This window comes from Nocardiopsis sp. TSRI0078 (assembly GCF_001905145.1).
Classification (GTDB): Bacteria; Actinomycetota; Actinomycetes; order Streptosporangiales; family Streptosporangiaceae; genus Nocardiopsis.
The window spans coordinates 217,975-230,862 of record NZ_LWLB01000036.1 but is presented as its reverse complement, the minus strand read 5'-3'; the positions used below and the strand labels follow the sequence as shown (position 1 = coordinate 230,862).

The 12,888-nt window shown below is 74.7% G+C and carries 13 protein-coding genes; 8 read left to right on the top strand and 5 right to left on the bottom strand.

Annotated elements, in window-relative coordinates; all coding sequences use genetic code 11:
• Positions 1–265: 265 nt before the first annotated feature.
• Positions 266–1,444 (top strand): 4-hydroxybenzoate 3-monooxygenase, encoded by a 1,179-nt coding sequence (locus A6A08_RS25600; RefSeq protein ID WP_073705209.1) that lies wholly within the window; start codon positions 266–268, stop codon positions 1,442–1,444.
• Between the two features lie 140 nt (positions 1,445–1,584).
• Positions 1,585–2,604, top strand: a complete 1,020-nt coding sequence (locus A6A08_RS25595; RefSeq protein WP_073705208.1) for a glutathione S-transferase family protein — start codon at positions 1,585–1,587, stop codon at positions 2,602–2,604.
• 87 nt (positions 2,605–2,691) lie between these two features.
• Here A6A08_RS25595 and A6A08_RS25590 read toward each other — a convergent pair whose 3' ends face one another.
• Positions 2,692–3,936, bottom strand: a complete 1,245-nt coding sequence (locus A6A08_RS25590; RefSeq protein WP_073705207.1) for an FAD-dependent oxidoreductase — start codon at positions 3,934–3,936, stop codon at positions 2,692–2,694.
• Positions 3,933–4,784, bottom strand: coding sequence for a TetR/AcrR family transcriptional regulator (locus tag A6A08_RS25585; RefSeq protein WP_073705206.1), 852 nt, complete (start codon positions 4,782–4,784; stop codon positions 3,933–3,935). Before A6A08_RS25585 ends, A6A08_RS25590 begins: the two co-directional genes overlap by 4 nt.
• 105 nt (positions 4,785–4,889) lie before the next feature.
• Here A6A08_RS25585 and A6A08_RS25580 point away from each other — a divergent pair, with 105 nt between their 5' ends.
• From A6A08_RS25580 to A6A08_RS25560, 5 genes are all read left to right on the top strand, one after another.
• Positions 4,890–5,609 (top strand): gamma-glutamyl-gamma-aminobutyrate hydrolase family protein, encoded by a 720-nt coding sequence (locus tag A6A08_RS25580; RefSeq protein ID WP_073705205.1) that lies wholly within the window; start codon positions 4,890–4,892, stop codon positions 5,607–5,609.
• A gap of 119 nt (positions 5,610–5,728) precedes the next feature.
• Positions 5,729–6,778 carry a glucosyl-3-phosphoglycerate synthase gene (locus tag A6A08_RS25575; RefSeq protein WP_073705204.1) on the top strand — a complete coding sequence of 350 codons (1,050 nt, stop codon included), beginning with the start codon at positions 5,729–5,731 and terminating at the stop codon, positions 6,776–6,778.
• Positions 6,772–7,632: a dihydropteroate synthase gene (folP, locus tag A6A08_RS25570; RefSeq protein WP_073705203.1), complete on the top strand. Its 861-nt coding sequence runs from the start codon at positions 6,772–6,774 to the stop codon at positions 7,630–7,632. The genes A6A08_RS25575 and folP overlap by 7 nt, the downstream gene beginning before the upstream one ends.
• A gap of 10 nt (positions 7,633–7,642) precedes the next feature.
• Complete coding sequence (locus A6A08_RS25565) at positions 7,643–8,338, top strand: hypothetical protein (RefSeq protein ID WP_073705202.1); 696 nt, start codon at positions 7,643–7,645, stop codon at positions 8,336–8,338.
• Positions 8,317–9,090 (top strand): pyrimidine reductase family protein, encoded by a 774-nt coding sequence (locus A6A08_RS25560; protein WP_083609280.1) that lies wholly within the window; start codon positions 8,317–8,319, stop codon positions 9,088–9,090. Before A6A08_RS25565 ends, A6A08_RS25560 begins: the two co-directional genes overlap by 22 nt.
• Before the next feature lie 18 nt (positions 9,091–9,108).
• Here A6A08_RS25560 and A6A08_RS25555 read toward each other — a convergent pair whose 3' ends face one another.
• The 3 genes from A6A08_RS25555 to A6A08_RS25545 all read right to left on the bottom strand — a co-directional run bounded on the left by A6A08_RS25555 (position 9,109) and on the right by A6A08_RS25545 (position 11,630).
• The gene (locus tag A6A08_RS25555) at positions 9,109–9,774 is read right to left on the bottom strand and encodes a TetR/AcrR family transcriptional regulator (RefSeq protein WP_083609279.1); all 666 of its coding nucleotides are present in this window, start codon (positions 9,772–9,774) and stop codon (positions 9,109–9,111) included.
• Between the two features lie 93 nt (positions 9,775–9,867).
• Positions 9,868–11,022 (bottom strand): PrsW family intramembrane metalloprotease, encoded by a 1,155-nt coding sequence (locus tag A6A08_RS25550; protein ID WP_073705201.1) that lies wholly within the window; start codon positions 11,020–11,022, stop codon positions 9,868–9,870.
• Complete coding sequence (locus A6A08_RS25545) at positions 11,019–11,630, bottom strand: hypothetical protein (RefSeq protein WP_073705200.1); 612 nt, start codon at positions 11,628–11,630, stop codon at positions 11,019–11,021. Before A6A08_RS25545 ends, A6A08_RS25550 begins: the two co-directional genes overlap by 4 nt.
• A 253-nt stretch (positions 11,631–11,883) precedes the next feature.
• Between A6A08_RS25545 and A6A08_RS25540 the strand changes: the two genes are divergently transcribed.
• Entirely contained in the window at positions 11,884–12,873 is a 990-nt protein-coding gene (locus A6A08_RS25540) for an aminoglycoside phosphotransferase family protein (protein ID WP_073705199.1), read from the top strand.
• Positions 12,874–12,888 lie beyond the last annotated feature (15 nt).

Genomic DNA, 12,888 nt, shown 5'->3' with positions numbered 1-12,888 from the left:
CCCGGCTCGGAGACGGCCCGTTTCTCAACCAGTGAGAAGCGTGTGGTGGGGGCGGTCACACGTGGTGCATCGTCGACACACCCGGGTTCCCGGGGAGCGCCGTCCGGCGCCGCTCCCGCCCGGCCGCCGGGGCGCAGCCGACCGCGCCCGCCGGGGCGGGCGGACCCGAGGCCGTCGGATCCGCTCGCCGCCACGACGACACGCCGCGCGTCGCGGGGCCTTCCTCCCCGTGCGCGTGAGCCGAGCACCAGAAGGAGAAACGACCGTGCGCACCCAGGTCGCCATCATCGGAGCGGGCCCGGCGGGGCTGCTCCTGTCCCACCTGCTCGGACTCCAGGGAATCGACTCGGTCCTCGTCGAGCGCCAGACCGCCGACCACGTCCGCTCGCGGATCCGGGCCGGGGTACTGGAGTCGGGGAGCGTGGACGTGCTCACCCGGGCGGGGGTCGGGCACCGGCTCGCCACCGAGGCCGACGAGCACCGCGGCGTGTACCTGCAGTGGCCGGGCGAGCGCCACCACGTCGACTTCACCGCGCTGGTAGGCAGGTCGGTGTGGATCTACGGGCAGACCGAGCTGACCAAGGACCTCATGGCCGCCCGCGAGGAGGCCGGCCGCCCCGCGTTCTACCAGGCCTCCGACGTCGCACCATACGACGTCGACACCGACCACCCCCACGTCGCCTTCACCGACGCCGACGGACACCGGCGGCGGGTGGACGCCGACGCGGTCGTGGGCTGCGACGGCTTCCACGGCCCCAGCCGCCGGGCCGTCCCCGCGGCGCGGCAGCGGGTGTGGGAGCGCACCTACCCGTTCGCCTGGCTGGGCGTGCTCGCCGACGTCGCCCCCTCCACCGACGAGCTGGTCTACGCCTGGCACCCCGACGGGTTCGCCATGCACAGCATGCGCTCGGCCACCGTCAGCCGCCTCTACCTCCAGGTCCGGCCCGACGAGGCCGTCGAGGAGTGGAGCGACGACCGGATCTGGGAGGCGCTGACCACCCGCCTGGGCGCGGGCATGGAGGACTGGCACCTGCGCACCGGCGCCATCACCGAGAAGAGCGTGCTCCCGATGCGCAGCTTCGTCACCACACCCATGCGCCACGGCCGCCTCTTCCTGGCCGGGGACGCCGCGCACATCGTCCCGCCCACCGGCGCCAAGGGCCTCAACCTGGCGATCGCCGACGTCACCCTGCTCGCCGAGGCCCTCACCGCCTGGCTGCGCGACGGCAGGGAGGACCTCGCCGACGCCTACTCCGACACCGCCCTGCGCCGGGTCTGGCGGTGCACCCACTTCTCCTGGTGGATGACGAACACGCTCCACCGACACGGGGACGACTTCGACGCCCGCCTGCAGCTCTCCCAGCTCCAGCGCGTCATCGACTCCGAGGCCGCCGCCACCGAGTTCGCCCACAACTACGCCGGGCTGCCCATCAGCTTCGGGTGAGCCGGCCGGCCTCGGCGGCGTTCCGTGCGCGCTGAGCGGTTCCCGGCGCCACGCGGTCCGTCGGACCCCGCGCACGTCCACCGCGCGGATAGCATGTTCAGTCGTGACCGAGATCCACCCGCGCTCGAAGGGAGCCAGGGTTGAGGGCGAACAAGATCCCCACCGAGGAGATCAAGAGGGCACCGGCGGCCTTCACCGACCGGGTCACCGCGGACGGACGCTTCGGCCGCCCGGCCGAACCCGGCCGCTTCCGCCTGGTGGTCAGCCGCGCCTGCCCCTGGGCGCACAGGGTCGTCATCACACGCAGGCTCATGGGGCTGGAGAGGGTCGTCTCCCTGGCCGTCACCGACCCCCGCCAGGAGATCATCGAGGGCGACCCGCACTGGGTCTTCACCGAGGAGACCGGGAGCCCCGGCGGCAGGGACCCCGTCCTGGGCATCCACGCCCTGCGCGAGGCCTACCTGGCGCGTGACCCCCACTACACCGGCGGGGTCAGCGTTCCGGGCCTCGTCGACGTGGACGACGGGCACCTGGTCTCCAACGACTTCGACCAGCTGGTCAAGGACATGGCCACCGAGTGGGGCGCCCTGGTCAGGGACGGGGCCCCGGACCTGTACCCGCAGGCGCTGCGCGGGGAGATCGACGCCCTGGCCGGGGAGATCTACACCGACCTCAACAACGGCGTCTACCGGGCCGGGTTCGCCCCGGACCAGGAGCACTACGACGCCGCGGTCGCCGCCGTGTTCGCCAGGCTCGACGCGCTGGAGGAGCACCTGTCCACCCGGCGCTACCTGGTCGGGGACTCCATCACCGTGGCCGACATCGGGCTCTTCCCGACCCTGGTGCGCTTCGACGCCGCCTACCACGGCCACTTCAAGTGCAACATCCGCAAGCTGAGCGAATACCCGGCGCTGTGGGCCTACGCCCGCGACCTGTTCCAGACGCCCGGGTTCGGCGACACCACGAACCTGGACCACGTCCGCGCGCACTACTACTGGGTCCACACGGCGATCAATCCGACGCGGATCATCGCCGCCGGCCCCGACCCGCGCCGCTGGCTCACCGCCCACCACCGCGAGGAGCTGGGCGGCAGCCCCTTCGGGGCGGGTACCGCACCGGGGCCGGTCCCGGCGGGCGAGCGCGTCCCCGACCTGTCCTGACCCGGCGGGGGACCGCCCCACGGCGGGGCGTGTCCGCGCGGTGGGGCGCGCCGCCGTCCCGGGGCCCGGGACGGCGGGAGCCCGCCCCTACCGGGCGGCCCCTCGGGGGCGGCGGCGGGCGAAACCCGGCGCGTGCTGGGGCCGGATCCCCTTCCCGATGAGGTAGGCGGGCACGAACGACAACCAGGGCGCCCGGTCCAGGGCCGCCAGCACGGGCTTGGGCGGGCCCAGGCGCTCCCCCCTGACCATCGGCTCGGCCAGCCCGCGGTGCATGAGGCGCTGCAGCGCCTGGACGGCCACGGTCGGCAGGATCCGCCTCCTGCGGACCGCGGCCAGGTCGCGGGAGGTGAGCGAGCGCTCGCGCAGCGGCCGGGCCAGCAGCGTCGCGGAGGCCACGGCGTCCTGCACGGCGAGGTTGATGCCCACACCGCCGATGGGGGACATCGCGTGGGCCGCGTCGCCGATGCACAGCAGGCCCTCGGTGTGCCAGCGGCGCAGCCGGTTGAGGCGCACGTCCAGGTGCTTGACCTCGTCCATGGACTCCAGGGATCCGACCCGGTCGGCCAGCTCGGGCATGAGCTCGGCGACGTCCCGGCGGAAGGCCTCGATCCCGCGTGCGCGCAGCCGGTCGTCGGTGCCCTTGCGCCCGATGTAGGCGAGCTGCAGGTAGCCCTCGCGCGGAATCACCACGGCGAACCGGCCCAGACCCGCACGCGGGGTCAGCGCCGTGCGGTCCTTCGCGTCGCGGGGGAGTCGGAACCACCACGCGTCGATCCCCACCGGGAACTCCCGGGGCACCAGGTTCGTCTCGCGGCGGGCGAGCGACCACCGGCCGTCACAGGCCACGGTCAGGTCGGCGCGGATCTGCCCCTCGCCCTCCGGGCCCCGGTAGCGGACCCCCGCCACCCGGCCCGACTCGCGGACGAACCCGGTCACCTCGGTGCTCATCCGCAGGGTGAAGGCCGCCTCCTCGCGTCCGGCCCCGGCGATGAGGTTGAGGAAGTCCCACTGCGGGACGAGCGCGATGTAGGGGTGGGAGAGGGAGCGCCGCAGCCGCCGGAAGTCGGCGATGGTCACGGCGCGGTCCGGGCCGACGGGGAAGGCGACCTCGTCCAGCCTGCTCTGGGGCAGTTCGGCGAACCGCTCGTACAGGCCCAGCTCCTCCAGCAGTTCCAGGGTGGAGGGGTGCACGGTGTCCCCGCGGAAATCCCTCAGGAAGTCGGCGTGCTTCTCCAGCACGGTGACCTCGACACCGGCGCGGGCCAGCAGCAGGCCCAGCACCATTCCGGCGGGGCCGCCGCCGGCGATCACACAGGTCGTACTCTCACTCATTGCGGCTCCAGGGTCGTGTTCGGATCGTCCGGGCGAAGCGGCCCCTCCGGGACCGCGACGGCGCGCAGGAACGCGTCGGCGAAGACCGAGCAGACCTCCTCCGCGTCGGGGAACTCCACCCCCGGCACCCTTCCCAGTGCCGGGCGCAGCATGAAGTGCACGGCGAGCGGGCCGAGCAGCTGTTGCATGAGGAGGGGGACCGGGAGGTCGCGGATCCGGCCCGCCGAGACCTCCTCGGCCAGCCATCCGCCCAGCCCGGTGAGCATGCGGGGGAAGAAGGACCGGGCGAGCAGGTCGACGGTGGGCCCCTCGGGACGGGTGAGCACGTCGGCGAGCATGGCGGGCAGCACCCGGGGCTCGCGGCCGAAGCCGCGACCCACCAGGCGGTGGATCCTGTGGACCCGCGCGGCCAGGTCCTCCTCCGGTCCGGCGAGGGCCTCCTCCAAGCCGAGGATGGGGCTGTAGCGCTCGAAGATCGCACGGAGCAGCCCGTCGCGGCCGCCGAAGGTCGCGTACAGGCTGTGCACCGAGCACCCGGCGGAGGCGGCGACCGCCTCCAGTGTGGTCGCGCCCAGGCCCTGCCCGCTGATCAGCCGGGCCCCGGCCTCGATCGCGCGCTCCCGCACCGGAAGCCGGCCGCCGGGGTCCACGCCCGAGGCCCGCACCGCCTCGTCCAGCGCCCGGCGCGAGCCGCCCACGCGGCGCAGCAGGGTGCTGCGGGAGACGCCCGCCTCCTCCGCGATGGCGATCAGGGGCACGTCGGCCACGTCCTTTCCCAGGTTCTCCGCGGCGCGAAGGGCCGCGTTCACGAGGTCGGCTGGAACGGGTGGGGTGTTTGGTTCTGACATCTATTTAAAGGTAGCACGTAATCGAGTTCCAAGAAAGAGGAGGCTGTTCGGTGCTTTGTCGCTATCTCGTACGCTTTGCATCGAACCGTCCCCGAGGAGAGCGCAGTGCCACCCGTCATCGGAATCTCCACCTACGCCGAGCAGGCCCGCTGGGGCCGGGTCTGGGACATGGCCGCGGCCCTGCTGCCGCGCGCCTACGTGGACTCCGTCGCAGCCTCCGGGGCCGTCCCGGTGCTGCTGCCCCCGGTCACCGGAGCGGCCGGAGCGGCCGGAGCGGTGGACCGCCTGGACGGTCTGCTGCTGGCGGGCGGCGGCGACATCGCCCCGGACCGCTACGGCCAGGACACCGGGGAGCACACCGCCGGGGTCCAGAGCGCCCGGGACTCGGCCGAGAGCGACCTGCTCGCGGGCGCCCTGGCCCGGGGCATGCCGGTGCTGGGCGTGTGCCGGGGGATGCAGCTGCTCAACGTGGCCAGGGGCGGAAGCCTCCACCAGCACCTGCCCGACGTGGTGGGCCACGACGGACACCGCCGAAGGCCCGGGGTGTTCGACGCCCACCCGGTCACCGTCGACGCCGGCTCGCGCCTCGCGCGGATCCTCGGCCGGACCCGGCTGGAGGTGCCCGCCTACCACCACCAGGCCGTGGCGGACCTGGGCGAGGGCGTGGTGGCCACGGCCCGGGCCGACGACGGCACCGTGGAGGCCGTCGAGTACGCCGACGCCGACGGGGTCGTCGGCGTGCAGTGGCACCCGGAGATGGGGGAGGACCCGGCCCTGTTCGACTGGCTCACCGAGCGCGCCGCCGCCTTCCGCGAGAAAGGGTGACACCGCCCGGCGGCGGTGCCCGTACCGGGGAAGGTGAGCAACCACGCGCCGGGACAAGCGAGGACCGGCGGGTTCCCACGGCCGGACGTGCCCTAGTGTTGGCCGCTGGGGGAGGCTCTGTGGACAACGAGTGGTTCGAACGCCGTACCTACCGGTCCTCGGAATGGACGGTCGAGCAGCTGGTCGAACTCAAACGGCGGCGGGGGAGCACGGTCAGCCTGGTGATCCCGGCGCGCGACGAGGCGGCGACCGTCGGCGGCATCGTCGCCCGGGTCCGCACGGCGCTCCAGGAGGAGGCGCCCCTGCTGGACGAGATCGTCGTCATGGACTCCGACTCCACCGACGACACCGGAGCCCGCGCCCGCGCCGCCGGAGCCGCCGTCCACCGCGTCGGCGACGTGCGTCCCGAACTGGGCCACCACCGGGGCAAGGGCGAGGCCATGTGGAAGTCGCTCTTCGTCACCTCCGGCGACATCATCGCCTTCATGGACGCCGACCTGGTCGAGTGGGACACCCACTTCGTGTCCGGGCTGCTCGGCCCGCTGCTCACCGAGCCCGGGGTGAGCCTGGTCAAGGGCTTCTACGACCGGGTACTGGACCGGTCGGGCACGGCCGGGGAGCCCCGGGGCGCCGGGCGCGGGCCGGGAACCGGAGGCCCCGACGGCCCCGGGGACACCGACGGCTCCGGGGAGGCGGCCTCCCACGGGGGCGGCCGGGTCACCGAGCTCGTGGCCCGCCCCACCATCGCCCTGCGCTGGCCCCAGCTGTCGGGCGTGGTCCAGCCCCTGTCCGGGGAGTGGGCCATACGCCGCGGCCTGTTCGAGCGGCTCTCGGTGCCCACCGGCTACGGCGTCGAACTCGCCGTACTGGTCGACACCGCCCTGCGGTACGGCGTGGACGCCGTCGCGCAGGTGGACCTGGGCCGCCGCGCCCACCGCCACCAGTCGCTGCGCGGACTGGGCGCGATGGCCACCGAGCTGCTCGCGGTCGCCGACCGCCGGGCCGGGATCGACCACGGCGCCGACAGCGTCCGGATACGCCAGTTCGGTGCGGGAGAGCGGCGCGGACGGCCGCTGGACAGTACGGTCAGCATCGTGGAGCGCCCGCCGGCGGCCGAGGTCGGCGCCGGGGACGCGGAGGTTCTGGAAGGAGTGGTCGGCCGGTGCTGAGACTGCGCGGTCGGGAGTACGACGCGGACACCACGCTGGTCATGGCGATCGTCAACCGCACCCCCGACTCCTTCTACGACAGGGGCGCCACCTGGGACGAGGGGGCCGCCTTCGAGCGCGTGCGCAGGGTCGTGGCCGAGGGCGCCGACATCGTGGACATCGGCGGCATCAAGGCGGCGCCCGGCGAGGAGATCAGCGCCGAGGAGGAAAAGCACAGGATCGTGGACTTCGTGGCCGCCGTCCGCGCCGAGTTCCCCCACCTGGTCATCAGCGTGGACACCTGGCGCGCCTCCGTGGGCCGGGCGGTGTGCGAGGCCGGTGCCGACCTGCTCAACGACGCCTGGGGCGGCTACGACCCGGGGCTGGCCGAGGTCGCCGCCGAGTTCGGCGCGGCCCTGGTGTGCACCCACACCGGCGGGATCACCCCGCGCACCCGCCCGCACAGGCTGCACTACGAGGACGTGGTGCGCGACGCCGTCGACGACACGGTCGCCCAGGCCGAGCGCGCGGTGTCCCTGGGGGTGGACCCGGCGTCGGCGATCATCGACCCGGCGCACGACTTCGGCAAGAACACCTGGCACTCCCTGGAGCTGACCCGGCGCCTGGACGAGATGACCGCCACCGGTTGGCCGGTGCTGGTGTCGCTGTCCAACAAGGACTTCGTCGGCGAGACCCTGGACCTGCCCGTGGGGGAGCGCCTGACCGGTACGCTCGCGGCGACCGCGGTGTGCGCCTGGCACGGCGCGCAGGTCTACCGGGTCCACGAGGTGGCCGAGACCCGGCAGGTGCTCGACATGGTCGCCACCATCAGGGGAGTCCGGCCCCCCGCACGCACCGTTCGGGGACTGGCGTGAGGAGGTACGCGTGATCGTCGCAACCGCCGTCTGCCCGCACCCGCCGCTGCTGATACGCGAGCTCAGCGGGGGCCAGGACGTGGCGGCCGAACTGCGCAAGGAGTGCGAGTCGGCCCTGGAGGCGCTGGCCGGACACTCCCCGGACGTGCTGGTCGTCGTCGGCGGGCATGACTCCTCCGGAGAGCACACCGAACGGCTCGTCCCGGTCCGCGAGTTCGGCGGCACGGGGGAGCGGGTCCCCCGGGAGCGGACGCTGCCGCTGAGCCTGGGCGTGGCCCGGCGGCTGCTCGACTCGGTCGGCCACCGCGGGCGTGTGGAGATGGCCACCGTGGCCTGGGACGCCTCCGAGGCCGAGGTGGAGGCGCTGGGACGCCGCGTCGCCGACCGCGCCGAGCGGGTCGCCCTGCTCGTCATGGGCGACGGCAGCGCCCGGCGCGGCACGAGGGCGCCCGGCCACCTGGACGAGCGCGCCTTCGGCTTCGACGAGGAGGTCCGCCGCTGTCTGTCCGAGGGGGACCGGGCGGGCCTGCTGCGGCTGGACCCCGTCCTCGCCGCCGACCTGATGGCGTCGGGCCGTGCCGCGCTCCAGGTCATGGCGCACGCACTCGCCGAAGCCGGCGATCCGGTGGGGCCCGAGGTGCTCTACGCCGACGACCCGTTCGGGGTCATGTACTTCGTGGCGGTGTGGCCGTGCGTCTCCTTCTGAACGACGCCGTTCCCGGGGCGGCCTCCCCGGGGGACGTGCTCGACGCCTCCGCCCTGGAACGGCTCTACGCCTACCCCGACCGGCCGTGGCTGCGCGCGAACATGGTCGCCACCCTGGACGGTGCCGCCGCGGGCAACGACGGGCGGACGGGAAGCATCAACACCCCCGCCGACCAGGTGGTGTACACGCTCCTGCGCGACCTGGCCGACGTGGTGCTGGTCGGCGCCGGCACCGCCCGCGTCGAGGGCTACCGGCACACGCGTCCGCGCACCCGGGGCCTCCTGGCCCGTGCCCTCGCCGAGGGACGCGCCGCCCACCCCGAGCTGGCCGTGGTCAGCGGTACCGGCCAGGTGCCGCCGCTGCTGACCGAGCGGCCCGGGGACGGCGGCGGGGTGCTGCTGGTGACCTGCGAGGCGGCCGGCGCCGAGGCCCTGGACCGCGCACGCGGCACGCTGGGAGAGGACCGCGTGCTGGTGTGCGGTGAACGGAGCGTGGACCTGCCCGCCGCCGTCGCCGCCCTGGCCGGACGCGGCATGCCCCGGATCCTGTGCGAGGGCGGGCCCCGCCTACTGGCCGACGTGGCCGCCGCCGGCCTGCTCGACGAACTGTGCCTGACGGTCGTACCGCTGCTGGCCGGAGGGCTCGAACAACGCATCGCGGTGGGCACGGCGGCCGACCGCGCCCTCGTACCCGGCGTGGTGGTCGAGTCCGAGGGCACCCTGCTGCAGCGCTGGCTGCGTTCCGACGCCTGAGCGGGGGACCGGGCGCGCTCAGCCCGCGGGGCCCCCGGTGTTCGCGGAACCGCCGGCCAGGAGGGAGGCCAGCGCGAAGTCGGCCAGCGGGAGCGCGTGCTCGTCCGCGTGTTCGCGCGCGTGCTCGCGCCGGCCGGGGCCCATGGCCATGGCGTGCACCAGGACCGCCCCGTACAGCGCCTCGCCGAAGGGGCCCGTGTCGGTCCCTGGGACCAGCTCACCGCGTTCGACGGCCCGCCGCGCCATGTCCGCGACCCCCTCGCGGTGGGCGCGCACGAGCCGTTCCCGGAAGGACGCCAGGGACTCCGGGCCCGTGGCGGCGTCCACGGCCACGCGCAGGGTGAGCCACCCGGACGGGGCCAGGAAGTGGTCGAGCAGCGCCGCCGCCAGCGCGCGGGCGTCGCCGCGCAGACTGCCGGTGTCGGCCGGGGCCGGCAGTCGGACGTGCTCCTCGATGGCGTCGGCGAGCAGGCACTCCTTGGTGGACCAGCGCCGGTAGAGGGCCGCCTTGCCGATCCCCGCCCTGCGCGCCACCCCGTCCAGGGTGAACGAGGCCCAGCCCGCCCTGCCGTACTCGGCCCGCGCCGCGGCCAGCGCCCGCGGTGTGAGACTGGGATCGCGTGTGCGCCCCCGCCCCGTCCTCGGCGGTGTCGTCCTCTTGCCCCTTCGTGCTCGCTCGCCCATGCGGCACGTTATGCCCACACTGCCGCCGATGAAAATCCGCGGCCCGCCCGTTCCGGTACCGACGGCCGGACGGAAGGCGCCCGCGGAGACCGGTCAGGGCGTGTACCGTGCCGCCCGGTCCTCGGCGATCGCCAGCACCTGCTCCTGGCGCCGCTCCACGTCGGGCCGCTCCGGGCGCGCCACGTGGTGCAGCTCCCTGCGGCGGCCGTGCCGGCTGGCCAGGGCCACCGACGCCGACCGCCGCATGCCCAGGGCCTCGCCCTCGGAGGCCAGGGCCCGGCGCACCCGGCGCCGGTAGGCGTACCGGACCGTGAAGTACACCGCCATCGTGGTCAGGAAGACCACGGCGACCTTGAGGACCACGCCCGGGACGCCGCCCAGCAGCGGCGAGTCCACCAGCCAGTGCAGCGCCATCGCCAGCGCCACCAGGGCGGCGGCGCCGACCGCGCGGCGCGTGCCGGGGCGCCACGCCGCGGCGGCCAGCAGCCCCACCGCGGTGCCCGCGACCGCCGACATCGCCCAGTGCGAGCCCAGGCCGGCCAGCCCCACACGCAGGATGAAGGTCTGCACCACCGGCACCACGCCGCCGGTGCCGCCCGCCTGGACCACCGCGTTCATCGAGTAGATGAAGTTCTCCGACACCTCGAAGCCCAGGCCGACCAGCGAACCGAACACGAACCCGTCCACCGGGCCCCGCACCGCGTACGGGAAGGCCACCGCGACCAGCACGATCCCGGCCAGCTTGAGGACCTCCTCGTTGAGCGGGGCGGTCAGCGCGGGACCCCAGACCCCGGAGAAGGCCAGCCCCAGGCCCTTGGCCCAGATCGACGACAGGCCGCCGTTGGCCAGGACCCCGGCGGCGGGTGCGGCGGTCAGGCCCCAGGCCACCGCGGTCAGGGAGGCGTTCAGGTCGGGGGCGCGCACCGGGCGGATCCGGCGCAGCACCCAGAACCCGAAGGCCAGCGTCACCGCGCCGAGGAACACGGCCAGCGCCGCCTCGGCGGAGAAGACGCGCGCCAGCCCCGCGAACTGCAGTGCGAGGAAGACCAGCCCCGCCGCGCACAGCACGGTGACCAGCACGAGCGCGACCAGCGACGGCAGCCGCTGCCCGTGCTCGCGCCGCCTGTCCACGGCCCGCTCGGTGGTGTGCCGGCGGCCGTGCTCGTCCCGGTGGGCCCTGCGCGGGAACGGGACCGAGCCCCGGTCGGTCGCGCCCGGCGTGCGCGGTTCCTCGGATCCGTGGTTCACGAGTTCTCCCTGGTGAAGGAGACCGAGCGGACGACGTCGGCGACCGCGGCGATGTCGGCCGTGGTCGCGTCGCGCCCGGCGAGGGTCATCTCCACGGCCATGCGGCCGTCGGGGGAGGGGTAGACCACCGCGGCGCCGCGCCGGGAGCCGCTCTCCAGGGTCCCGGTCAGCCCCTCGTCGCCGTCGTGGGTGGAGATGGCCTCCGGCTCGCCCAGCCTCGCCGAGGCCTCGCCCGCGCGGACCAGGCGGCTCATGCCCTCCCACAGCTCCTCGACGCTGGGCGGCGGCGTGGTCGCGGGCGTGACCGAGTTGAGCGTCAGCCTCACGGGGCCGCGGTGGAAGCGGTAGGTGTGTCCGGCCTGGCTGGCGCCGGTGTTCAGCGCCCACCCCTCCTGGGGGAAGGTCAAGGACGCCCGGTAGCCGCCCCCGGACCCCACGGGGACGGGGTCGCCGGAGGGGACGGACTCGGAGCCGGGCAGCAGCGCGTTGACCAGCGGCCAGGCCACCACCAGCAGGGCGACGGCCCCGGCGGCCAGGCCCAACGGGACCCAGTTGCTCCGCGGCCCGCGCCGCCGCGTGCGCGGGTCCTCCTCGGTCGCCTCCGCCATGACGTCCCCTCCGTCGCGTGGTGATGGCTCGTCCAGCAAGCGAAACACCCGGGGAGGGGCACGTCGGTGGCGCAGCGTCGACTTGGCGCACGTTTACGGTGATTTCACCAATTCCAGGGAGTGGCTTCGCCGACCGGCGCGGACCCGCGTGTGCGGGGCCGGGCGGGTCCACCGCGTCGGCCGGGTCCGCGCCATCGCGGTACACGGCGCGTAGCCATGCTGCCCGCGGCGCTTGTCCTGGTAGTTTCGCCGCATGCGTGAACGGCCACCCGACCTGGAAGAACGGCTGTACGACGCGCTGGCCGTGTGGGGCATCCACGCGGTCGCGCTCAACCACGTCCCGCTCGGCTCCGGCGACCACCACTGGAGCGCCACCGACACCTCGGGGCGCCGGTGGTTCGCCACCGCGGCCGACCTCGGGCACAAGCCGTTCCTCGGACCGGAACCCGGCTCCGTGCGGCGCCGCCTGACGAGGGCCATGGACACCGCCGCCCGACTGCACGACGACGAGGGGCTGGGGTTCGTGGTCGCTCCCCTGCGCACACCGGGCGGCGACACCGTCGTACCGGTCGGCGACCGGTACGCGCTCAGCGTCTTCCCGTTCGTGGACGGTGCCCCCGGCGACTTCGGCCGGGAACTCACCGCCGACCAGCGCGCACGCCTCCTGGACACCCTCGCCCGGCTCCACCGGTGCGCTCCCGGCGACGCGCCCGCCGTCCCCGCCGGGCTCCCCGGGCGGGACCGGCTGGCCAGACTCCTGGAGAACCCAGCCGGGGTCGGCGACGGGGGACCCCACGCCGTCCCCACCGCCGAACTGCTGGCCGGGCACGCCGGGACCCTGCGCGAGCGGATGGAGGAGTTCGACCACGGTGCCGAAGCCCTGGAGGGGGCGGCCTCGGTCCTCACCCACGGCGAGCCCCACCCCGGCAACCTGCTGTGGCGCGGCGGGCGGCCGCTCCTGGTCGACTGGGACACCGTCGGCCTGGCCGTGCCCGAGCGCGACCTGTGGCTGGTCACCGACGACCCCGGCGAACTCTCCCGCTACACCCGCGCCGGCGGACACGAGCCCGACCCCGCCCTGATGGACCTGTACCGGCTGCGCTGGGACCTGCAGGACGTCGTGGAGTTCGTCGACTGGTTCTCCGCTCCGCACAGGGGCGGACCCGACACCGAGCAGGCGTGGCGGGACCTGGTCTCCGTCGTCGAACGCCTCCGGGACGGGGCGCGGTCGAGCGCGCTTTGACCGCCTCCGGCCCGT

Coding starts and splice junctions, on each gene's coding strand:
- A6A08_RS25590 (WP_073705207.1), bottom strand. CDS start 3,936: ATGAGTGAGAGTACGACCTGTGTGATCGCCGGCGGCGGCCCCGCCGGA.
- A6A08_RS25585 (WP_073705206.1), bottom strand. CDS start 4,784: ATGTCAGAACCAAACACCCCACCCGTTCCAGCCGACCTCGTGAACGCG.
- A6A08_RS25555 (WP_083609279.1), bottom strand. CDS start 9,774: ATGGGCGAGCGAGCACGAAGGGGCAAGAGGACGACACCGCCGAGGACG.
- A6A08_RS25545 (WP_073705200.1), bottom strand. CDS start 11,630: ATGGCGGAGGCGACCGAGGAGGACCCGCGCACGCGGCGGCGCGGGCCG.
- A6A08_RS25540 (WP_073705199.1), top strand. CDS start 11,884: ATGCGTGAACGGCCACCCGACCTGGAAGAACGGCTGTACGACGCGCTG.